Annotated in this window: 20 protein-coding genes; 11 read left to right on the top strand and 9 right to left on the bottom strand. The window is 68.4% G+C overall.

The window, feature by feature from the left end:
- The first annotated feature begins 56 nt into the window (after positions 1–56).
- Positions 57–368 (top strand): hypothetical protein, encoded by a 312-nt coding sequence (locus AB0H42_RS15190; RefSeq protein ID WP_357055509.1) that lies wholly within the window; start codon positions 57–59, stop codon positions 366–368.
- A gap of 105 nt (positions 369–473) precedes the next feature.
- Here AB0H42_RS15190 and AB0H42_RS15185 read toward each other — a convergent pair whose 3' ends face one another.
- Positions 474–2,591, bottom strand: a complete 2,118-nt coding sequence (locus AB0H42_RS15185; RefSeq protein ID WP_357055506.1) for an acyltransferase family protein — start codon at positions 2,589–2,591, stop codon at positions 474–476.
- A 317-nt stretch (positions 2,592–2,908) separates the two neighbouring features.
- On the opposite strand from AB0H42_RS15185, the gene AB0H42_RS15180 reads away from it, so the two are divergent.
- Positions 2,909–3,214: an excalibur calcium-binding domain-containing protein gene (locus AB0H42_RS15180; protein ID WP_039823171.1), complete on the top strand. Its 306-nt coding sequence runs from the start codon at positions 2,909–2,911 to the stop codon at positions 3,212–3,214.
- A 78-nt stretch (positions 3,215–3,292) separates the two neighbouring features.
- On the opposite strand, the gene AB0H42_RS15175 is transcribed toward AB0H42_RS15180, so the two are convergent.
- Entirely contained in the window at positions 3,293–3,514 is a 222-nt protein-coding gene (locus AB0H42_RS15175; RefSeq protein WP_357055503.1) for a DUF3618 domain-containing protein, read from the bottom strand.
- A gap of 266 nt (positions 3,515–3,780) precedes the next feature.
- Here AB0H42_RS15175 and bcp point away from each other — a divergent pair, with 266 nt between their 5' ends.
- Entirely contained in the window at positions 3,781–4,254 is a 474-nt protein-coding gene (bcp, locus tag AB0H42_RS15170) for a thioredoxin-dependent thiol peroxidase (protein ID WP_357055500.1), read from the top strand.
- A gap of 31 nt (positions 4,255–4,285) precedes the next feature.
- On the opposite strand, the gene AB0H42_RS15165 is transcribed toward bcp, so the two are convergent.
- Positions 4,286–5,089, bottom strand: a complete 804-nt coding sequence (locus tag AB0H42_RS15165; RefSeq protein WP_357055497.1) for a TetR/AcrR family transcriptional regulator — start codon at positions 5,087–5,089, stop codon at positions 4,286–4,288.
- Positions 5,090–5,299: 210 nt separating this feature from the next.
- On the opposite strand from AB0H42_RS15165, the gene AB0H42_RS15160 reads away from it, so the two are divergent.
- From AB0H42_RS15160 to AB0H42_RS15150, 3 genes are all read left to right on the top strand, one after another.
- Positions 5,300–6,250: an ATP-binding cassette domain-containing protein gene (locus tag AB0H42_RS15160; protein WP_357055494.1), complete on the top strand. Its 951-nt coding sequence runs from the start codon at positions 5,300–5,302 to the stop codon at positions 6,248–6,250.
- A gap of 69 nt (positions 6,251–6,319) precedes the next feature.
- Positions 6,320–7,051, top strand: a complete 732-nt coding sequence (locus AB0H42_RS15155) for an ABC transporter permease (RefSeq protein ID WP_357055582.1) — start codon at positions 6,320–6,322, stop codon at positions 7,049–7,051.
- A gap of 222 nt (positions 7,052–7,273) precedes the next feature.
- Entirely contained in the window at positions 7,274–7,894 is a 621-nt protein-coding gene (locus tag AB0H42_RS15150; protein ID WP_051715520.1) for a TetR/AcrR family transcriptional regulator, read from the top strand.
- A gap of 184 nt (positions 7,895–8,078) precedes the next feature.
- Here the strand turns inward: AB0H42_RS15150 and AB0H42_RS15145 are convergent, their stop codons facing one another.
- Genes AB0H42_RS15145 through AB0H42_RS15135 form a run of 3 tightly spaced genes read right to left on the bottom strand, consistent with a single transcriptional unit; the run spans position 8,079 to position 9,813 of the window.
- Positions 8,079–8,537, bottom strand: a complete 459-nt coding sequence (locus AB0H42_RS15145; RefSeq protein ID WP_357055491.1) for a pyridoxamine 5'-phosphate oxidase family protein — start codon at positions 8,535–8,537, stop codon at positions 8,079–8,081.
- The gene (locus AB0H42_RS15140; RefSeq protein ID WP_357055488.1) at positions 8,537–9,478 is read right to left on the bottom strand and encodes a hypothetical protein; all 942 of its coding nucleotides are present in this window, start codon (positions 9,476–9,478) and stop codon (positions 8,537–8,539) included. Before AB0H42_RS15140 ends, AB0H42_RS15145 begins: the two co-directional genes overlap by 1 nt.
- Positions 9,478–9,813, bottom strand: coding sequence for a helix-turn-helix domain-containing protein (locus tag AB0H42_RS15135; protein ID WP_357055485.1), 336 nt, complete (start codon positions 9,811–9,813; stop codon positions 9,478–9,480). Before AB0H42_RS15135 ends, AB0H42_RS15140 begins: the two co-directional genes overlap by 1 nt.
- Positions 9,814–9,914: 101 nt before the next feature.
- Between AB0H42_RS15135 and AB0H42_RS15130 the strand changes: the two genes are divergently transcribed.
- From AB0H42_RS15130 to AB0H42_RS15110, 5 genes are all read left to right on the top strand, one after another.
- Positions 9,915–10,112, top strand: coding sequence for a hypothetical protein (locus AB0H42_RS15130; protein WP_357055482.1), 198 nt, complete (start codon positions 9,915–9,917; stop codon positions 10,110–10,112).
- On the top strand, positions 10,102–10,248 hold the full coding sequence (locus tag AB0H42_RS15125) for a hypothetical protein (protein ID WP_357055479.1): 147 nt from the start codon (positions 10,102–10,104) through the stop codon (positions 10,246–10,248). Before AB0H42_RS15130 ends, AB0H42_RS15125 begins: the two co-directional genes overlap by 11 nt.
- Positions 10,238–10,552 carry a hypothetical protein gene (locus AB0H42_RS15120; RefSeq protein ID WP_357055476.1) on the top strand — a complete coding sequence of 105 codons (315 nt, stop codon included), beginning with the start codon at positions 10,238–10,240 and terminating at the stop codon, positions 10,550–10,552. Before AB0H42_RS15125 ends, AB0H42_RS15120 begins: the two co-directional genes overlap by 11 nt.
- A gap of 142 nt (positions 10,553–10,694) precedes the next feature.
- Positions 10,695–10,841: a hypothetical protein gene (locus AB0H42_RS15115; RefSeq protein ID WP_357055473.1), complete on the top strand. Its 147-nt coding sequence runs from the start codon at positions 10,695–10,697 to the stop codon at positions 10,839–10,841.
- 91 nt (positions 10,842–10,932) lie between these two features.
- A complete protein-coding gene (locus AB0H42_RS15110) occupies positions 10,933–11,790 on the top strand; it encodes an HEXXH motif-containing putative peptide modification protein (protein ID WP_357055470.1) in 858 nt (285 codons plus the stop codon).
- Position 11,791: 1 nt separating this feature from the next.
- Here AB0H42_RS15110 and AB0H42_RS15105 read toward each other — a convergent pair whose 3' ends face one another.
- The 3 genes from AB0H42_RS15105 to AB0H42_RS15095 form a co-directional block, all read right to left on the bottom strand.
- Entirely contained in the window at positions 11,792–12,454 is a 663-nt protein-coding gene (locus tag AB0H42_RS15105; RefSeq protein WP_357055467.1) for a pentapeptide repeat-containing protein, read from the bottom strand.
- Positions 12,455–12,623: 169 nt separating this feature from the next.
- Positions 12,624–13,061, bottom strand: a complete 438-nt coding sequence (locus tag AB0H42_RS15100; RefSeq protein WP_030525523.1) for a holo-ACP synthase — start codon at positions 13,059–13,061, stop codon at positions 12,624–12,626.
- 11 nt (positions 13,062–13,072) lie between these two features.
- Complete coding sequence (locus AB0H42_RS15095) at positions 13,073–22,375, bottom strand: fatty acid synthase subunit beta domain-containing protein (protein ID WP_357055580.1); 9,303 nt, start codon at positions 22,373–22,375, stop codon at positions 13,073–13,075.
- Between the last annotated feature and the right edge of the window lie 182 nt (positions 22,376–22,557).

The following is a 22,557-nucleotide window of genomic DNA, read 5'->3' as shown; positions in this document are numbered from 1 at the left end:
CGGAGGCGAACACCGTTCTCCTGATACCGGATTCCGCGGACCTTCTACACTTGCTCATGGCCGATTACGCGCATTCCCCGGCCGCGGAGGCCGGCCGGGCCGCCAAGGCGCGGCAGCTGGCCGGCTATCTGTGGGAACGGGACATCTCGGGTTCCGAACTGCTCGGTATCTCCGCCGCGGTGCGGCGCAAGCTCGCCCGGGCGGCGGGCGCCAATCCACCCGGTACCGAGGAGACCTGGCGTTCGGTGGCGCGTCTGCTGGACGAGAAGGCCGCCTGGGCGGCGCGGCATCCCGGCCATCCGGCGGCCGCGCGACACCATACCGACGAGAAGTTGCTCTGGGTGAAGCCACCGGTCACCCCCTGGTGACCACCGCCCACTCTCCCGCAGACGCCGCGGCCCCACGTGACCGTGCAGGTCACGTGGGGCGCGTGCCGGACGAGCCGGGGGGAGCAGTGCACCGGCGCCCGGGTCTCACCACCAGCCGGTGGCCGTCCCGATCTGCCGCTCCAACTCCGGAGCCAGAGTCCGGGCATAACTCGCGCTGAGATGGTGTTCGTCGTGGTAGACGAGCACATTGCCCTCCACCACCCGGCAGATCTCGGGTCCGCACACCGAATCGGTGAGATCCAGCACTCGCATATTCGGGAACGCCGCGGCATGCACCAGTGCCGGGTTCACCGGTGCCAGCGCGGTCGCACGCTGCATACCGCAGGTGGCGCTGTCACCCCCGGCGGCCAGGCAGTCCACGGCGCTGTAGCGGATACCGGTCGGGCTGCGCAGCCACGGGGTGTCGCGGATGGCGAGCACGTTCAGGTGGCGTTCGGCCAGCGCCGCCCACACATCCAGGTACTCGGCCGGGACCACATCGCCGCCGCTGGGCCAGACGGGCGCGGTGGCGGTGGTGAACACCCAATCCGGCGGGTCGGACGCGAGCAGATCGATCACCTGCCGGGACCAGTCGCGGCAATCGGAGATGTCCAGGCCGCGGTACTGGGCGTCGTCGCGGATGTTCAGCGAACAACCCATTTTCAGATAGACGACGACCTTGATGTCGTGTACCTGGGCCAACGCGTCCATGGCGGGCATCCAGTGCTCGGCGTGGGAGTTACCGACCATGGCGATGGTGCGCGACCCGTTGGGGTCACCGTAGGTACAGGCGACGACCTCTTTGTTGAACCAGTCGGAGATACAGCCGTCGCGGGTGGGGGCCGGTAGATCGTTGGACGCCTCCAGGATGGACGGACGCAGTTTCGCCAGGGGCACCGCCGCCCCGGCGAACAGCGCCTCCGCACCCGGGTACTCGTTCACCGGTAGCGCTTCCACCGGTTCGGTGGGTGTGCGGGCCATCACCACCTGCCACGAAATGCAGGAGCCGAGGACGAGCGCGCCCACCAGGCTCACCGCCACGGCGGGGATACGACGCTGCCAGGCCGGGGTCACCGTGGTCCGCCCGGAACGCAACCGCAGCGGCTCCTCGACGAATTTGTTGGTCAGCACCGCCAGCACCAGCGACGCCGAGATGACCAGCAGGCCACCACCGAGACCGGCATGCGGTTTCCCGGTCTGTACCAGGTAATAGATGAGGAGCGGCCAATGCCACAGGTACAGCGAATAGGCGATCGAACCCAGCTCCACCATCGGGCGGGAGGCGAGCAGCCGGGAGACGACCGACCGCCAGCCGCTCTCGGTACGGACACCGGCGACGATCAGCGCCACCGCCGCGCCCACCGGGAACAGCGCGGCCGGCCCCGGGAACTGGCGGGCGCCGTCGAAGAGCACCCCGCAGACGAGAACCGCCGTGAGTCCGGCGGCGGCGACGAGTGTCAGCAGGACGCGCGCTGCCCGGACCCCGGCGATCCGCACCCAGGGCAGCACGGCGGCCAGCAGCGCACCGGTCAGCAGCTCCCAGGCCCGGGCGCCGCTGTCGTAGTAGGTCCATTCCTGCGACCTGGTCATCCATACGGCCGCGTAGACGAAGGAGCCGGTACCGAGCACCAGCGCCGATACCGCGATCGTCGGGCGCACCGCCGAGGCCCGGCCCAGCCGTACGCATACCCAGCCGATCACCGCCAGCAGCACCGCGATGGCGAGATAGAACTGACCCTGTACCGCCATCGACCACATGTGCTGCAGCGGGCTGACCGAGGGATCCGCGGCCAGATAGCTTTCGGAGGCCTGCGCCAGATACCAGTTCTGGTAATAGAAGGCGGTGGCGATGGTCTGACCGGACATATTGCCCCAGGTCGAGTACGGCCGGTACAGCACGGTGACGACCGCCACCAGGGCCAGCACCACCATCAGGGCGGGGAGCAGCCGGCGCGCGGTACGCACCGCCGTCTGCCGCAGTCCCACCGCGCCGGTCCGTTCCACCTGGCGCAGCAGCATGCCGGTGTAGAAGAAGCCCGAGAGGACCAGGAAGATATCGACGCCGCCGGAGACTTTGCCGTACCACACGTGGAACGCGACGACCAGGGCGATCGCTATCCCGCGCAGGCCGTCCAGATCCAGCCGGTAATCGGCGGGGCGGGCCGCGGCGGCGGGAGGTGGCGCGGACGGGCCACCGGTGACGTCACTGTCCTTGATTCGCAACAACTGCTTTCTCCGACCTATCTCTTTCTCCGGCCGACCCGGGAGGAGTCGAGTAACAGCAGCGGAGTACGAGCCTCGGACATAGCAGAATCCCTATCACAATGTGTCGTCCACGGCGAAACCTCCCCGTACGGCGCGAGAACTTCGCCACTGCGGCGCGGTACGCCACAGCATCCGGGGAGTACCCAACCCGGTGTCCGTTTTCCCCTGTCTTATCCAGGCCATACGAGTTGACAATCGACCCGCCCCTCACAACAGTGGAAGCCGCGCGTTCTCGTCGAACGCAGATCCACTCCCCAGCAGACATAGAGGAATTCATGAACGTACGCCAGCTCTATGTCAGCGCCGCCGCCGCGGGGCTGACTCTTCTGGCCGCTCCCGCCGCGAGCGCCGCCGGCCCGATCGGACTGCCTTCGCTGGCAGGCACCGGTTCCTCCGCGGCCGACGCCGTGCTGGGCGCGACCGGGTCGGCCCAGCTGACGCAGACCGGTTCGGCCGGCGGCGCCTTCAAGAACTGTGACGAAGCACGCGCCGCGGGCCGGGCGCCGATCTTCCGCGGCGAGCCCGGTTTCGCCCCTCACCTGGATCCCGACGGCGACGGGTTCGCTTGCCCCACCGTCTGATCCGCGGGCACTGCGCACGAACACCCGGTGACAGAGCTGCTGTCACCGGGTGTTCTGTATTCCGGGCCGATACCCGGATCAGCGCAGGATCTTGAACAGCAGCGCACCGGCCACCAGCACGCCGACACCGATCAGGGTGTATTTCACCTTCGGCTCGTTCACCTTCGCCAGCGCCAACTGCTTGGTCCCCTCCGCGATCCGCTGCGGATCGGCCCGCACGGCGATCTCGTCGAGAGTGCTGGCCAACCGCTCCCGCGCGGCCTCGATCTCCTGCTCGATCCGCTCGGTATCCTTTGCCACCTTCACGCCTCCTGTAACTGGTCTGCCGCGCTCGTAGGCGGCCGATGTTCCACCCCTGGGCCGCTGTCGTCCGCGGATCGGCCGGGGCCCGGGCTCGAGTGTATCCGCGCCCAGCACACTCGCCGGTTGTTCATCCCCGCCCGCGATCCGCCCGGTGCGCGGTCTCCGGACACGGCCGGGCGGCACGCCGCAGGCGGCGGGTACCCGCCGGATCGCCGCGACGAGTACGCGGCCGGGAACCCGGCGAGTCGATTACGGTAGCGAGGGTGACCGACAACCAGCGACTCTCCCCCGGCGACCCGGCACCCGATTTCACCCTCCCCGATGCCGACGGTAACGCGGTATCGCTCGCCGACTACCGCGGCCGCAAGGTCGTGGTGTACTTCTACCCCGCCGCGAGCACCCCCGGCTGCACGAAACAGGCCTGCGATTTCCGGGACAGCCTCGGCGAACTGAACTCCGCCGGTCTCGAGGTGATCGGTATCTCTCCCGACAAACCGGCCAAGCTCGCCAAGTTCCGGGACACCGAGAAGTTGAACTTCCCGCTGCTGTCCGACCCCGATCGCAGTGTGCTCACCGAATGGGGCGCCTTCGGCGAGAAGACCATGTACGGCAAGACGGTGACCGGCGTCATCCGCTCGACCTTCCTCGTCGACGCCGAGGGGAAGATCGAAGTGGCGCAGTACAACGTCCGCGCGACCGGGCACGTCGCCAAACTGCGCCGCGATCTCTCGGTCTGATCCGCGACCACCCGGGCACGGCCCCGGGTGGTCACTCGTAGGAGGCGATCAGCTGCTCGTAGCCGTCGAGCAGTAGCCCCAGCCCGGTATCGAAGAACAGTGTCGCCCACTGCTGATCGTCCTGTTCGAAGGCCTGGGCCCGCACAGCCGCGGTGAGGGCGGGGAACCGGCCGGGGTCCAGCCGATCGATGATCCCCCAGTCACCTTCGGACCCTTCTTCTTCCGCCTTGATCTCCGCGGCGAGCCGGGCCCGGCCGATGATGTACAGCGACAGATTCATCACCAGCTGTAGTTTCAGCGCCTCGGGTATCCGGGTCTGTCCCAGCGCGGCCAGACCCGCCTCCAGCCAGGCCATATTGTTGGGCCCCAGCGGCGGCGCGCCCATCCGTACGTGCAGCCAGGCGGTGTGCCGGCTGATAACCCGGTACTCCTCGCGCGCCCACAACTCCAGCGCTTCGCGCCAGGGGGTTCCCGGGGGAATCTCCGGCGGCCTGCCGATCACCCGGTCCAATGCGACCTCGAGCAGTGTCGCCTTGCTGTCCACATAGCGGTACAGCGACATCGCTGTGAAGCCGAGCCGCTCGGCGACCTTGTTCATCGAGAGGGCTTCGAACCCTTCTTCGTCGGCGAGTTCGATGGCGGTGTCGACGATCTGTTCAAGGCTCAGTCCGCGCCGGGGCCCGCGGGTGCCGGCCGGCGCCAGCCCCCACATCAGTGCGACGGCCCTGGACAGCGGCGGGCTGTCGGGGCCCACGGCCCATGGCCCCCCGGTGCTCTTCCCGCGTGGTGTCTCCGACGGGTGCGGCCCGTCCTCGCCTGCGCCGACTCTCGCCATCGACTTCCTTCCCATTGCGGTCCGCGGCAGCGGGCACCGTCACCCGCGCACCGCCCTCGGCCGGCCCGACCGGTGGCGGCGTCCTCGAGCACCTACTACACCACCCGGAGCACCGCGCCTTGCGCTCCGCCCTGAACTGTGTACCCTTTAAACAGAATTTATGCCGTATACAGTTTATGCGACATACAGTTTTCGGAACGGAGTCCGCCAATGACCGCCCCACCCGCCATCTCGCTCGCCGGCCTCACCAAAACCTTCGGCGACCATCACGTCCTCGCCGGTATCGACCTCGATATCGCTCCCGGATCGGTGTTCTCCCTGCTCGGTCCCAACGGTGCCGGGAAGACCACGATGGTGCGCATCCTCGCCACCCTGTCCGCCCCGGACACCGGAACGATCCGGGTGGCCGGCCACGATGTGGTCCGCGAACCCGACCGCGTCCGCGCGGCCATCGGAGTCACCGGCCAGTACGCCGCCCTGGACAAAGTGCTCACCGGCACCGAGAACATGTATATGGTCGGGCGCCTGCTGCACCTGGGCAGATCCGCTACCCGGGCCCGCACCGCCGAACTACTCGAGCGCTTCGACCTCACCGACGCCGCGGACCGTCCCGCGAACACCTACTCCGGCGGTATGGGCCGGCGTCTCGACCTGGCCATGAGCCTGATGGGACGCCCGGAGGTGGTCTTCCTGGACGAGCCCACCACCGGCCTCGACCCTCGCAGCCGCCGCGAGCTGTGGACGGTGATCCGGGAACTGGTGGACGACGGCGTCACCGTCTTCCTCACCACCCAGTACCTCGAGGAGGCCGACCGGCTCGCCGACCGAATCGCGGTCCTGCACGAGGGCCGCATCGTCGCGGACGGCACTCCGGCCGAACTCAAACGGCTCACCCCCGGCGGGCATATCCGCTTCCGCTTCGCCGGCCTCACGGACCTGACGGCCGCCGCCCGGGCCACCGGCCATCCCGAAATCGACCCCGCCGAACTGACCCTGCAGATCCCCTCGGACGGCTCGGTCGCCCACCTCAAACATCTACTCGACCGGTTCACCGAACTCGACCTCACCGTCGAAGAACTCAGCGTGCACATGCCCGACCTCGACGATGTGTTCTTCGCACTCACCAACCGGCCCGCCGCACCGCTCCCGGCCGTCTCCTGACCTTCCCGTATCGCACAGAAAGCCACGCTCGTGACCACTCTCGCCCACTCCGCGCAGGACGCGGCCACCATGACCGCCCGCAATATGCGCCATACGCTGCGCAGTCCGGACTCGCTGATCAGCACACTGGCGCTGCCGATCATGATCCTGCTGATGTTCGTCTACGTTTTCGGCGGCGCCATGAACGTCGGCGACAGCACCTTCGTCGACTACGTGGTTCCCGGGATTATTCTGTTGTGCGCCAGTTTCGGCGCGTCCACCACCGCGGTCGGTGTTTCGGTCGACATCACCGAAGGGATCGTCGACCGGTTCTCCACCATGGCCATCAGCCGTTCCGCGTTCCTCACCGGGCACATCACCGAGAGCCTGCTGCGCAATATGGCCGCCACCACGGTCGTGGTCGGCGTCGCACTGGCCATCGGTTTCCGGCCCACCGCCGACCCGCTGCGCTGGCTCGCCGCCGCCGGGGTACTCGCCCTCGTAGTCCTGGCGCTGTCCTGGACGTCGGCCTGCTTCGGGTTGATCGCCAGTAGCCCGGAAGCCGCCAACGGATTCACCATCTTCGCGATGTTCATCCCCTACATCAGCAGTGCGTTCGTGCCGCCGGAGACCATGCCGAGCTGGCTGCGCGGGTTCGCCGAACACCAGCCCGTCACACCGGTCATCGAAACCCTGCGGGGGCTCCTCGTCGGCACCCCGATCGGCAACAGCGCGGTACTCGCGCTCGTCTGGTGGGGCGCGATCGCGGCGGTGTCCTATATCGCGGCCCTGGTCCTGTACCGCAGGCGCACCCGGAGTTGATCGTTCTTCCCGCCGGTCCGGGCGGCCGGGACAAGTGTTGCGCGGCCCGGATCGGCGGTGTTGCGGGTGTGAGACATGACAGACTCGCCGTCACAGTTCCATACTCTGCACCATGGTGCTCCCGCTACCGCTAGCCTGGGACAGGTGAACGTACGGACGGAGGCCAGGGCCAAACGGCGTCCGGACCCTGCGCTGGAGCTCCAGGACGACCCGCAAGAGCTGATGCCACGCCGGCGTCCGACCCAGGAACGCAGCAAGCGGAAATTCGACGCGCTGCTGCAGGCATCGCGCGAATTACTGGTGGAAGTGGGTTTCGAATCGTTCACCTGCGAAGAAGTCGCGGCCCGGGCCGAAGTCCCCATCGGCACGCTCTACCAGTTCTTCGCCAATAAATATGTGATCGTCTGCGAACTGAACCGGCAGGACCTGGTGGCGGTATCGCAGGAGCTGGCCGATTTCCACGGCGAGATCCCGTCCCTGGACTGGCTGCGGCATATGAACCAGTTCGTCGATCATCTGGCCAACCTCTGGATGACCGACCCGTCCCGGCGTGAAGTGTGGCTGGCCATGCAGTCCACGCCGTCCACCCGGGCCACCGGCGCCATCCACGAGAAGGAATTCGCCGAGGTCGTCTCGCAGATGCTGCGCCCGCTCACTCCGCGCACGCCGCGGGCCCGGCGCACCATGATGGCCGAGGTGCTGGTGCACGTGGTCTATTCGATGATGAATTTCTCGGTGCAGGACGAGCAGAGCCACGCCGACGCGGTGGCCGAGCTCAAACGGCTCATGGTCGCCTATCTCCTGGTCGCGGAGAAGGAATCCCGCACCGCCAGCCAGCGCTGAGCCCGACCCGTAGAGCATTTCACCGCCGAAGCCGACGTTGTCGCGATACCGTCCGGCTCCGGCACTGCGCCGCGGTAGAACCGGCCGGGGCGCGGGGTCTTCACGGTCCGGTCACCGATGCGGGGACACGAACAACCCGGAGCCAGGGGCGGGGCCGAGGGCCGATGAGACTACCGCCACCCGATCATCGTCCGGGAATAACCCGGCGCGGATCGTCCCGGTAGTTCTCCTCGTCGAACAACACCCACTCAGTGACGGCGATCTCGTACAAGCGCGACGCGCCCTCCGGCATAGCCTCGAGAACAGGAGCTGCATTCGGCCAGCGAACCCCGAAGGCCCGCGCCCAGTCCTCGATCCCTTCGCCGCGCAGCTCCTCCGCACGCCCCGAAAACGACACACCGCGCGCAGTCTGCCCGAGTTCGTGCAATGGAATATCGACGATGGCACCGGCCACAAGGGCGTTGCGGCGGATATTCCGGGAGTGTTCGCGGTCCCTGCGCGATAGAAACCACAACCTGTCCGGGCGGAACGCGGCGAGATACCAGACGCTGCACATGCGAGGCGTCCTGTCTTCGTCGACAGTGGACAGCTGCATCAGCTTTCCACTGGCGACGTACTGCTCCAGCAGTTCCCGTTCGTTCACTACGCCTTCACCGCTTCCAGTGCTGGCCGCGCCTGCTCCCGCCACACGGAAACGGCCCGACTGCTTACCCCCCGTAGGTCCGCATCGAACCGACGTGCTCGACCGATGACGCTGGTCGCCAGATAGGTTCGGTCGCTGGTGACAGCGTGCGTCGCGACCGCGCATGCCTCGTCCACCTCACCGGCTGTGAGCAGGGCAGATGCGTATTCCAGGCGAACCAGGCAAGGTTCGGTGGTCTCTGAGGGGTCGTACATGGACAGCGCCCGGTGTGCTGCGACGGATGTCTGATCGGCGCGTCCGAAAAGGGAATGGCCGATCGCCTCGTAAAACGCCAACTTCTCCGGCCGGAAGGAAAAGATCCCGAACTCGATCTCGTCAGGACTCGCGCTGTCGAGAGCGGTCGCAGCAGTGGCAATACACCGCCGGAACTCGTCCTCGTCACCCGTCACTGCATGCGCTCGGGCAGCCATACCCCACAACCACGCCGCCGCAGCGCCTGACATCGGTTTCTGATCCAGCCGAGGCGACAGCACAGCCAGGGCACCGATCGGGTCGGCGCTGTAGGTCGGCAGGTACGCCAGCCCAGCCAGGGCGATGTCCTCCGAATAGCGGTCACCGATGTCTTGGAAGGCATGTATCGCGGTCATGTACCAGTGACGTGCCTCGTCAAAATGACCCTCGTTGAATAGGATCTCGCCCACCACATTGGACAGCCGTCCTGCCACACGCACAAGCCGTATCTGGTTGTAGGTGGCCTGCCGCTCCGACAGACACGTCCGTACAGCGCGGAAATTGTCTACTGCCGACGCAAGGAGAGTCCGCGGCGGAACCTGCACAACCCGTCTCCCGAGATCCGATGCCAGTGTGTCGAAATAGTCGAGTCGCCGTTCACTGACCGATGTCACATCGAGAGCCGCAGTCATCCGGCCGGGCTCGTGCATCAACGAATCCGTAACCTGGCCGGCCACCCCGACCCGATGTACGCAAGAAGATCGCGCCGCCGCATATCGTCCTCAACCTCCGGCTCAGCTGAATCCAGGTACTGGCCTCTACCTGTCGCGTCTTCGAACCGCTCGACAGCGCGAGGCTCGGCCTGCGTCAGCGCCTCGTCGAGCAGTCGGCGGCTGGAAGCGTGAAGCGTTTTCGTTCGCCCCTGCTCCCAAAGCAGAACAGTTCGCTTCGTTACGCCCACCACTCGGGCGAACTCTGTCGGGCTCAGCCGCAGAGACTCACGGAGGGCGCGTATGTCCTGCGCTGTCCAGTCGATCCCCACCATAGCCCCGCTCCTTGCACCCCAGACGGCTTGAACCGAAATTACCCGTTTCTAACCATTACAGGGCTGTTATTCCCCAATCCGCAACCAGCACTCTGAATTGCATGACAGAGATCCCGACGCTACCGGCCAGGGCTCCGACCAACCGGGCCATGGCCGCCACCCTGCGGCTGTGGCGCGAAAGCGAACGCTACGACCATGCCACCGTCGAAGAAGTTCTGGAGGGGCTACGAGCTCTCTGTTCGCCGTTGACTGTCGAGCAAGAAGCCACGGCGCACGGCGAGGTGTGGCATGCCCGCTGACCTTACGACGCTTCGGCGCATCGCCGGGAAACTGCACGGAGACAACGAGCGGATGGTGCGGCTGCGGCGCGAATTCGCTACCACGATCAAGGCCCTGCGGTCGGCGCCGACCGAGGAGGTGCGTCATGTCTGCTGAACCGAAGCGCGCGATCGTGCTACGCCACGCCGACGCCGACCGTCAGGATATCGAGCGACTTACTCAGCGGCACCGCCTCCATGTTGTCTACACCGCGGTCACTGACACGGCAGTGCCGCGGCTGGCCGTGATGATCGCGGTCGAGCATGTGCTCGACCATCGCGCACAGGTAGTGGTTGTGCCGCACCTCACCGCCAAGGACGCATGGGCCGACCGGGAGTGGCGCGCGCTTGCCGAGCTCGTCGACATCATCGGCGCCGATGGCGTGATCTTGGACGGCGATGCTGGTGTCACTCACCCATGAGGAGCGACGCGAATAGATCTGGAGCAACGAAAACTTCTTGCCGCCAACGGCTTTCGTGGCGCGCGGGAAAAGCTGGCGGGTATGTGGCCCGTCGTCAAGGCCCTGGCCAGGGGATCAAGAAATCGAAAGTGGAAGGAATGCCATGAGCAATCTCGAGAATGATTCGATCGTCGGTGACGCCGTGCAGCGGGCCGCGGAGGACTCCGAAGCGGCCGATGCGGCTGTGCGGGAGCGCATCGCCCGGTTCCGTAGCGACGACAACGCGGCGATGATGGGCGGCTGGACCTGATAGGTCTGCTGACCGAAATCTGAGGGCGGGCGGCGGGTACTCCGCCGCCCGCCCGCTTTCGTCTCACACATCTTCTGATTGGACTTTCGCAATGCATTTCCTGAATGTCGGCCACGCCTACGAGAATGTTGCCAGGTACACACGGGCGGTGATCGGGGAAGCTTCCGACCCCTCGGTGCTGCCCTCGTCCTACCGGGAGGCCGTCAGTCGGCACCGGCCGATCGCCGCGCCGCTGCACGGTTCAGCGATCCACTACGAGGACGGCGATTGGGGTGATTATCTGCACGAAGCCGACGTCTTCAACGGGATTTTCAAGGGCCTGCGGCCGTCGACGGCGGAGGAGCGCGACGTGTGGCCCGGCCGTGTCTCGCAAGCCGTCGAGTATGTCCGCGACTTGAACACAGATCTCGGGCGCCTCGTGGATCTCCTGGTCACCGATGTCATCCTGCTGCCCTCCGATAGCACCGGTGGCGGATCGGCTGCGCACCTGCCCGGCCTGGTGGCCCTGAGCCCGGGGCCGGAATGGAGCGTGTACGACTTCGCCGAATCTGTCGTCCATGAGGCAACTCACCTGAACTTGTTCGTCGGCGATATGGTGCACGGGCTCTATACGAAGCCTGTCGCCGAACTCGCCGCCGACCGGTATCGCGTTCTGTCTGCGGTGAAGTTCGGTCAGCTCCGCCCCCTCGACCGTGCCTTCCATTCCGCTGTTGTCGCTGTGCCGCTGATGTGGATGCAGCATCAACGTGGCGAGACGGAACTGGTCGATAAGTTCACAGGCTCACTGCGGGATTGCTGCGACGGTTTGAACAACAAGCGAGACCTGTTCACGCCTTACGGGCAGCTGCTCGTGCACCAGCTCGCCGAGTTCGCATTCACCCTCGATTGGGATTACGTCGAGGAGTCGATTTCCGGCGACAGGTTCTCTACCTACGCGGTTGCGGCCTGAGTCACCAGTCCACGTCGATCCCGACCTCTCGGGCCAGGCTTCCCGCCAGCCCGAGTAGGTCGTCACCGCGTACCTGGGCACCTTCCAGTCCACGCACCCCGCGTACGTCGATCAGTCGGCAGTCTACGAACGTGGTGTTGTGCTCGATATTCGCCTGCGAGAACTGCGCGCCGGTGAGGTCGCATCCCTCGAACCGGACGCTGCGGAACCTGACCCTCTGGAAGTCCGCGCCCGCCAGGTTGCAGCCGGTGAACACCACCTTCTGGAACTTGCTGCCGCGAAACGATGCCAGATCCGCGCGGGTGTCGTCTATGGACACATCTCGCAGTACACCGTGGCTCAGTGAAAGTCCCGTCAATCTGGACTGGGTAATCTCCGATTCCAGAAACGAAGTCTCGTCCGCGCGCAGGTTCGACAGGTCGCACGAGGTGAACATGCAGTTGTCGAACGTGGTCCGAGCGAGCGTGCCGACGATCCTCGCGGTGGAGAATTCCGACGCGCTCACCGCGATGGCTTCTCCACCGTCGAAACCGGTGTCGGTCCCCGTGTACCGGATACCGCTCACCGTCAACTCGTCGGCGAACTCCGCACCGGGTCCGGCGTCACGTAAGACACTCGCAGTCCGCGGTTTCGCCGGTGCGACCTGTACGCGCGTGACGCCCATGACTCCCCTATCCGACGCGGAATTGGCACCGAACCTAGCACGGCGCTGCTGTTCCGCTGCGGAGGGTGGGAGCGGCCTCTGAAAACGACACGATCGCCGCAACCTCTCATCGAGAGTGTTGCGACGATCGCGCGAACTCGCCAGGGCTCCGGGTCGTCCGTCGTTGCGTTCAGTTCTCCGGTGACCGGCCCTCGATCAGGTCGGCCAGTTCACCCGGGTCCTCCAGTACCACCATCGCGGCCGCCGTGTCACCGTCGTGGGTGAGCGACAGGTGCACCCGCACCCGCGGCAGGAATTCCGCGGCCAAGCCGTGCAGTTTGATGCTCGGCCGGCCCCAGGCGTCGTTGACGACCTCGATCAACGGGTACGGGTTGTCCCCGATCTGCGGGCGGCGGGCGAAGCGCGACGATGCCCAGGCCTTGAGCACCGCCTCCTTCGCCGCCCACCGCGCCGCGTAACTACGGGCCGGATCGGTGGCCTTGCTCTGGCAGTAGCGCCGCTCACCGGCGGTGAAACTCTCCCTGAGCATGGTCGTTCCGGCACGGTCCAACTGTTCGGCGAACTCGGAGATGGTCACCAGGTCCAAGCCGATTCCGAGGATGGTCACAGTGGCGCAGCCTACGGTGTACCGGCGTTGTCGGCACCGGAACCGCCACCGACGAACCGTCCGGTCTCGCAACCGGCTCCATCGACCTGGTAGACCCCGCCGGTACCGAGCCGCGCGTCCTCGGACAGCAGTACCTCGGCCTCGAGACCGCGGATCTTCGCCGCCGGGGTGCCGTCACCGCCGAGGCGCCGGTCGGCCGGACGCTCGTAGAGCGCCGCCCCACCGCACATCGCCTCGACGATCCGCTGCCGGCCCGCCAGCAGGCGTGCCTGCGCCCGGCGCTGGTACTCCGCCCGCCGCGCCGGTTCGATCGCCTGGACGAACGCCTCCGGGTGGACGACCGCCAGCAAGCCGGACACATGACCGAAGCCGAGCGAGGTCACCAGACCCGCCTTGAGCGGGAACCGGTCACCGAAGCGCAGTGCCTCGCGCACCCAGACCAGATGCGGGTACTCCGCCATCTTGTCGTCGACGCAGTCCAGACTCCGGTTCGGCGGCACCACACCGTTTTCCAGCACCTGGCACAGGCCGATCAGCTGGAACGCGGCCGCGCCACCCTTGGCGTGCCCGGTGAGGCTCTTCTGCGAGACCACGAACAACGGCGCCCCGTCGGACCGGCCGATGGCCGCCGCCAGCCGCTCGTGCAGTTCGGACTCGTTGGGATCGTTGGCCGCGGTGGAGGTGTCGTGCTTGGAGACCACCGCGATATCGTCCGGGCCCACACCGAGTTTGCGCAGTTCGGCGGCGAACCGGGATTCCCGGCCGCCCCGGCCCGCACCCAGCGCGCCCAGGCCGGGCGCCGGGATCGAGGTGTGCACACCGTCGGCGTAGGACTGGGCGTAGGCGACCACACCGAGGACCGGCAGGCCCAGTTCCAGCGCCACGTCACCGCGGGCCAGCAGCACGGTGCCGCCACCCTGCGATTCCACGAACCCGCCGCGACGCCGGTCGTTGGCCCGGGAGAAGTAGCGGTCGCTGATGCCCTTGGCGCTCATGGCCGCCGAATCCGCGGTGGCCGACATATCGCCGAAGCCGACGATGCCCTCGATACCCAGATCGTCGAAGCCACCGGCCACGACCACCTCGGCCTTACCGAGCTTGATCTTGTCGACACCCTCCTCCACCGACACCGCGGCGGTGGCGCAGGCCGCGACCGGATGCACCATGGCGCCGTAGCTGCCGACGTAGGACTGCACGACATGCGCCAGGGCCACGTTGGGCAGCGCCTCCTGCAGGATGTCGTTGGGCCGCGGTTCGCCGAGCAGGTTGTCGACGTAGAGCGAACGCATCGACGACATACCGCCCATACCGGTGCCCTGGGTGTTGGCCACCAGGCTCGGGTGGACCCAGCTCATCAGCTCCGACGGGCTGAACCCGGAACCGACGAACGCGTCGACGGTGCAGGCGATGTTCCACAGCGCCACCCGGTCGATCGAGGACGCCATATCCGCGGAGATACCCCAGACGGTGGGATCCCAGCCGGTCGGGATCTGGCCGCCCACCGTCCGCGACAGGTTCGCCCGGCGCGGCACCCGGATCTCGGTGCCGGCCTTGCGGGTCACGGTCCAGTCGCCGGAATCGGCGACCGGAGTGATGACCGTGTGCTCGGGAGCGGCCGCGTAGAAGGCACGCGCCTCGGCTTCGCCGCCGACCGTGAACGACAGATCCTGGTCCAGGAACACCGAGGTCATCAGCGGGCTGCTGTTGTCGACCATGGCACCGTCGTCGGCGTAGCGGCGGATACCGCACCGCTCGACCACGGCGTCGTGATACCGCTCGGCCAGTTCGTGTTCCGGCACGTAGTCACCGGATTGGGTGTCGTACCAGCCCGGCTTCGGATCGTTCTCCCAGGCCACCATGCCGGTGGTCCAAGCCAGTTCCAGCACACCGCCGGCCGACAGCTCGTCGGAGACCTCCATCTCGAACCGGGTCCGCGCCGAACCGTACGGGCCGAGCTCACCGGCGCCGACGATGACAACCATATCGGCGAGATCGGCGGTTACCGCGCCCCATTCGGGGACGGGCAGCGCGGAGGTCAGCGCCGGCGGCGCGGGCAGCGCGGAGATCCGCGGCGCGTCCGAGATCGGCACCTCATCGGCCTCCTCGGCGTCCGCGGCTTCCTGCGCCTGCTTGGCCAGCGCCGCCAGGTCCAGATCGGCACCGGCCAGCCCGCCGGTCAGGTCGATCTGCTGCGGATCGGCCGCGGCGGCCGCGCGGGCCTGCTCGGTCGCCCACTTCAGCAGTTCGTCGGCGATCTCGTCGGTCGACCAGGTCTGCACCCCGGCCTGTTCGACGGCATCCACCATCGGGTCGTTGTGGCCCATGAGCCCGGTGCCCCGGACCCAGCCGATCAGCGCGTGCACCAGGGTGACCCGGGCCGCCCACGTCTTCTCGGCCCGCCACCTGGCGACCACGGCGTCGAGCGCGGCCTTGGCCTCGCCGTAGGCGCCGTCACCGCCGAAGAGACCGCGGTTGGGCGAACCCGGCAGCACCACGTGGAGTTTCGCGTCGACATCGTGGTCGGCGCCCAGCGTGGACAGACCGCCGATGAGCCGCTCGACCGACCACAGCAGCACCCGCATCTCCATTTCGGCGCGGGCACCCGCGTCGGAGAGGTAGCCGGAGACCCGTGGCGCCGCGAACGGCAGCAGCAGGGTGGGGGTCAGCGCGTCCTTGGTCTTGATCTTGGCGCCACCGGCATTGTCGACCTGCTCGGTACCGACCCAGTCGATGAGGGCGTCGATATCGGTGTAGGAGGCCATATTCGCCGGCACCACCCACAGCACCGCACCATGGCGGGCGTGGGCGCGGTAGAGGTCACGGTAGAAGCCGAGCCGGGTGTCGTCGAGACGCGAGGTGGTGACCACCACGGTCGCCCCGCCACCGAGCAGGCGCCCGGCAAGCGCGGCGGCGATGGAGCCCTTGCTCGCGCCGGTGACCACCGCGACCTCGTCGGACCACACACCGGCTTCGGTGGTGTTCCGCGCCGCCTCGGCGATCCGCTCATAGTGACCGGCCAGCACCGAACGCGCCTCGCCTACGGCCCGCTGCCGCCACCAATCGGCCTGCGCGGCAACCGCTGCACCGGCACCGGTGAACCCGGCGACCGGCAGCTGTGCGGTCACGGCGTCCGCGCCCAGCCACAGCCGGGCCAGGTCCTCACGCGCGGTGGCCCACCGGTCGTCGATGAGCACCGCCTTGCGGGCGTCGAACGCCGGGGCCACCAGCCGCGGCCAGTCCGAACCCAGTTCCGCCGACACCAGGTCGACGAGTCCGTCGTCGGTGGCCTCCGCCGCGGAGGTCTGCTCACTCAGTCCGAGCTGCTCGAGCACCAGCCGGGCCGCCGAGGCCAGCACACCGTCCTTGCCGGTGATCTGCTCGGTGAACTCACCCAGGGCCGCCGCGTCCACGGTGCCGCCGCCGGAGCCACCGGCCGCGGGCAGCGAGACGGCCACACCGCGCCGCGCCGCCACCGACTGGACCGCGGCGTCGATCGCGGCGTCCACGGACGCGCCGTCGGAGAGCGCCCCGGAGACCAGGCCGCCCAGGTCGCCGCCGCGCACGCTGGTGCCCTCGCGGGTGCCGAGCGAGACCTCGGCGGTGATGTGGCTGACCCAGCCCTCACCGAGTTCCCAGACCTTCTTCACGCGTTCGGCGATCGCGGCCGGCCGCTTACCGGACGGCCCGAACACCTTGCGCAGATGATCGTTGATCGCGTCGCCGAGCACCGAGCCGAACGGCTTGTAGGTGCGGGCGAGGCGTTCCACGGTGGCGGACAGCGCACCCATATCGGCATCGGCGGCACCGTCGATCGCGCCCAGCGACAGTTCCGACCCGAGGTCGACCAGCAGCTGGTTACGTCGCGAGGACACCCCGTCGCAGAGACCCTCGATCGTATCGACCGGGCCGATCTGGTCGATCCGGAGCTTGGTCCACAGCGCGATCAGCACACGGGTGGCGTCGGCGGCGGTGAAGGCGATGTCGTCGGGCCGCGGACCGCCGGTCGCGGCCGGAGCCGCGGGGGCGGGTGCGGCGGCCGGAGCGGCCGCGGCGGCGGGCGCCTCGGCGGCCTCATCCACAGGCTCGTCCACCGGAGCCGGGTCGGTATCGGTGGAGTACACCACCGCCGCCTCGCGCTCGATATTGAGCACCTCCACCGTGGTGGTGGCGAAATCGGGCAGCTTCAGGGTCTGGCTCGCCAGGTTCGCCACTGTCGGGGTGGCGCCCAGGCCGACCTCCACGAAACGTTCCACGCCCAGCTCACCGAACAGCAGGTCCTGGGTCTCGATCCAGCGCACCGGGCTGGCGAACTGCCAGGCCAGCAGTTCGATGAGCACCACGCGGCACAGTTCGCTCGGGCGCTGCGACCAGGAGTCGAAATCGGCGAGGACCGCGGCGAGCGGCTCCGAGGGCACCAGGTCGGCGATCTCGGCGACGAACTCCCGCGCCAGCGAGAACGGCTTCGGCACCAGGTTCGGGATATAGCGCCCGACCAGCACCTCCGGCTGCAGCTCCTCGGGCAGCAGCTGCTCGAGCTTGCCCCGGAACTCCGGCACACCCTTGCGCAGCACCGTGGAATGGAACGGCACATCGATACCGGGCACCAGGATGAAGGCGCGCTTACCGCCGAATTCCGCTCGGCGGCGTTCGATCTCGGCCTCCAGGGCGTCGAGACCGGCGACGGTGCCCGCGATGGCGTACTGCGAACCCCGCAGGTTCAGGTTCACCACTTCCAGGAATTCCCCGACCTGCTCGCCGACACCGGCGACGAAGCCGATGACGTCGTCGTCGGGCAGTCCGATCTGCGAGGGCCGGATGGCGGCCATCCGGTAGTCGCTGCGCCCCTGCGCGTCCCGCGGCACCAGCTCGTGCATGGCCGAACCACGCTGGAACACCACCTCGAGCACGGCCTCGAGCGGCAGCACACCGGCCACGGCGGCCAGGGCGTTGTATTCACCGACCGAATGCCCGGCCAGCAGCGCGCCCTCCACGAACGCACCGGCCTCGCGGAGTTCCGCGACCTGGGCGACACCGAGGGTGGCCATGGCGACCTGGGTGAACTGGGTCAGGTGCAGGACACCGTCCGGGTGCCGGTGCTCGACCCCGCGCGCCTTCAGATAGGTCGGGTTGTCCCGCACCACGGCCAGGATCGAGAAGCCCAGCGCCTCCCGGGTGTGCTTATCGGCCCGGTCCCAGATGGCCTTGGCGGCCTTGGAGCGGGACCGCGCGTCCAGGCCCATCCCCTTGCGCTGGATGCCCTGGCCCGGGAACGCGTAAACGGTCTTCGGCGCGGCGGTGCGACCGGTCGCGGTCATCACCAGATCGCCGGCGGCGCGGCAGGAGACCTCGACGATCTCGTCGCCGCCGTCGACCGCGATCCGCTCCACCCGCACATCGATATCGGAGCCCGGCCGCACCATGCCCAGGAACCGGGTGGTCCACCCGGTCAGCGTGCGCGCCGGCACCGAGGCCTGCGGGTCCACCGCCGACACCGCGTGCTGCGCCGCGGCCGACAGCCACATACCGTGCACGATCGGGCTGCCCAGGCCGGCGAGTTTCGCGGCGGCGTCGCTGGTGTGAATGGGGTTGTGGTCACCCGAGACCGAGGCGAACGCGGCCATGCTCCGGGGGGCCACCATGGTGACGTCCCGGCGCCGGCGGCGCGGGGTCTCGGTGGCATCGGCGCGCACGGTGCCCGCGGCCCGCGGCGGATCGGTCAGTTCGCCCGCGCCGGTGCGGCCGCGGATGGCGAAACGTTCGGTCAGGCGGGCCAGCGGCACCACGTCCAGGCCTTGATCCCGCATCTCACCGACGGTGACATCCACCTCGACGACCCGGCCGAGGTCGGTATCGACGACCGTTCCGGATTCGGCCCGCACCACGAGGATGCTGGTCTCGCCGGGAAGTTCGCGCAGCAGCTCGATCCGGTGGTCGAGATGCACCAGATCCAGCATGCCCTCGATCACACTGGCATCGGCCGCGGTCCGCGCCGCGCCCAGCACCCCGAACACCGCCGGCCAGCAGGCACCCACCAGCACATCGGGCACGGTCCGGCCCAGCGTGCTCAGCTCCGCCGGCAGCCCTGCGCCGGTGACGCCGGCGTGATCGGCGACCAGATCCGGCGACCAGGCAAGATTCAGGTGCGCGACATTGCCCTTCACCTCGGGCAGTGCCTGTCCGGCGGCCACCCCGAGCAGCGCGGACATGGCCGCGTCGGCATCGGCTTCGGTCACCACCGGCGCGCCGCCGTTGTACACGGTCACCGGCACCGTGATGCGGATGCGCACCACATGTGCGGCGGACAGCGGGACAGTCAGCTCCACGTACGCGTGTTCGGCCTCGGGACCCTCGACCTCGACCAGAGTGGCTCCGGTCGGCGGGTGCACCGCGCCCTTCTCGTCCACGGTCCACTCGTGCAGATCGCCGAGCCGGTGCACCGGGTTCACGGTGGCCCGGCCCGACCAGTTCACGTCCGGCGCGGCCAGCACCACATCGATCGCTCCGCTGGTCACCGCGGCGACCCGGCGGGCGTCGACCGCGGTCGGCGCCAGGCCGTCGCGGACCAGCTTGTAGGCGGTGTCCTGCTCGAACCGGTCCAGCAGTTCGCCGACGGGCTCGTCCACCCGGGTGATCCCGGCGACCGCGACGGTGCCCGGGATCACGCAGACCTGATCGGCGGAGTAGCGCGGATCATGGGCCTGCCACAGCGAATCCGAGCGCCACCAGCGCCGTACGTCCTGATCGACCACCGGGACGAAGTTGACCGGTTTACCCGGCGTCTTGCACAGGGTGATGAAGAACGGCACATCCGCCGGATGCAGCAGGCTCTGGGCCGCCGCGGGGTAGCGCTCGCGCAGCGTGGCGAGCGCGGCGGCGGGGTCTTCCAGATCCTCGTCGCGGAATAGCGAGTCGATCTCGCCGCGGTCGGCCGGGGCGAGCCGGGCCTCGGCGCGGCGCAGCATTTCGGCGAATCGGTCGCGCCAGCTGATATCCAGCCACACCGACCGGGTCGCCGCGGTGATCGCGTCACCGAGGTCGGTGCCGCAGTCGAAGTCCTGGCGGCGCTCCTGTCCGATCGCCAGGTCCACGTAGCGTTCGAGCCAGGCGAGGTAGGTCATGGCCGCGATATCGCCGAAGTAGGGCTTGGCGGTCGCGTTCAGCGCCTCGATGATCTCGGCACGGCGCTGCGCCACCGCCTCGGCGTCCCCGGCCACCTCGTCCAGCAGACGACCGGTGCGCGAGGCGGCATTGTCGATTTCGTGGATATCGGCGCCCAGCTGGCTACGGCCCGAGGCCATCCCACCGCTCGCGGTGCCCGCGCCCACCCAGTCCGGGGTGCCGGGGGTATCGACCAGCAGCTGTTTCACCTCGGGCGCGGTGGTGGCCTCCAGCGTCGCCATCGCCGCGGTACCCACCAGCACACCGTCCAGCGGCATGGCCGGGTAACCGTGCGGCGCCGACCAGGCGCCGGTCAGGTATTCGGTGGCCCGCTCCGGGGTCCCGATGCCGCCGCCGACGCAGACCACGACGTTTCCGTGGGCACGCAGTTCGGCATAGGTTTCGAGGAGGAGATCGTCCAGGTCCTCCCAGGAGTGGTGCCCACCGGCCTTACCACCCTCGATGTGCATGATCACCGGGTAGTCCGGCACGGCGTCGGCGATCCGCAGTACCGCGCGGATCTGCGCGACCGTGCCCGGTTTGAAGGCGACGTGGCTGATCCCCGCCTCGGTCAGTTCCTCGATCAGCGCGACGGCTTCCTCGAGCTCCGGGATACCGGCGGTCACGATCACACCGTCGAACGGAGCGCCCGCCGCGCGGGACCGCTGAACCAGCCGTTTTCCGCCCAGCTGCAGCTTCCACAGGTACGGATCCAGGAACAGCGAGTTGAACTGCACCTGCCGGCCCGGGTGCAGCAGTTCCTGCAGTTCCGTCACCCGCTCGGCGAAGATCTGCTCGGTCACCTGACCGCCGCCGGCCAGTTCCGCCCAGTGCCCGGCGTTGGCCGCGGCCGCGACGATCTTCGCGTCCACCGTGGTCGGGGTCATACCCGCCAGCAGGATGGGCGAACGCCCGGTGAGCTTGGTGAACGCGGTTTCCACCACGATGCGCCCGTTCGGCAGTCGCACCGGGCGCGGCGCGAACGCGGTCCACGGCTGCGCGACCTCCGGTGTGGCGCCCGGGGTCAGCAGGTTCCGCTGACCGGCCCGGGTGGCCGCGGCGATCATGCCGACACCGCTGCCCTTGAGTGAACCACCGCTGACGCGGGAGAGCAGGTCGCCGGGGCCGAGGTCCAGGATCCATTCGGCACCGGAACCGACCACTTCGTCCACGGTCGCGACCCAGTCGACCGGCTCGACCAGGATGTCGCGGGCCAGCTCGCCGGCGAGTTCGATATCGAGCCCGCACTGCCCGGCCCACCCGGCCACCAGTTCGACGGTGTCGGCGAGGGCCGGATGGTGGAACGCGACATCGACGTCGAGGTCCTCGAAGACCGGTGCGAAGACCGCACCGCCGCGCTGTTTGGCCGACCGCTCACGGTCCTGTTCGGCGTGCAGCTGCGCGCAACGCTGCTGCACCCGGCGCAGCTGATCGGGGGTACCGGACAGCACCACGCGGCGCCGGCCGTTGCGGATCGACAGCACCGCGGCCGCCATCGGGTCCACACCCACGGAGACCTCGGCGAGTACGGCCCGCAGTTCGTCGGGGTCGACATTGGAGACCGCGACCATCGAGGACCGCTCACCCACCGGCATCAGGCCGCGCCGCCGCGCGACCAGCCCGGCCGCCGCGCCGACCAGCTGGGCGATGGCGAGGATCTCCGCGTCCCGCTCCCCGGCGGCCCGCACCGCGGCGGCCGCCAGCAGCCCCTGCGAGTGCCCCACCACGGCGACCGGTGCGATCTCGGCCGGGTCCAGTCCCTGTAGGCGCAGTGCCCGCAGCGCGGCGAGCTGGGTCAGCAGTACACCCGGCATCGATACCGCGGCCGAACGCAGCACCCGCTCCGGCGGCGCGTCCGAGGTGTCGGTCTCCTCGTCGGCGAGATCGTCCTCCAGCATCCAGGCGACGGGGTCGAAGCCCACCGGGCGCACCACCAGCAACTGATCCGCGACGGGGCCCAGCAGCGCGGCCGCCTCGTTGACCAGTGCGGTGAGTTCGGGCTCCAGGGCGGCGTCGCGGCCGATCTCGGCCAGTTCGCCCAGCCAGCTGGCACCCTGCCCACCGAAGGCGAGCGCGTACGGGGTTCCTTCACGCAACCGGTCCAGCAACGGCGTGCGATTCGTCTCGGTCACGGTCCTGCCAGCGGCGGCGTCCACCCGGTGTCCGGCCCCGGACGCAGTGCTCTCGTTGATCGTCAAGACGCTTCGACTTTCTCTCGTGGCGACAAGTTCTCGGAGACTTCCCCGGCTCCCAGTCCGCACACGGGCGGTCCACGCCCGTCGGTCTGCTCTCAGCGAGAATGGCACAAAATCATGAGGGAATCCTCACGTTTGCCTGC

The organism is Nocardia sp. NPDC050799, assembly GCF_040654015.1.
In the GTDB taxonomy this organism is placed as follows: domain Bacteria; phylum Actinomycetota; class Actinomycetes; order Mycobacteriales; family Mycobacteriaceae; genus Nocardia.
This window is presented reverse-complemented; position numbering and strand designations above follow the sequence as displayed.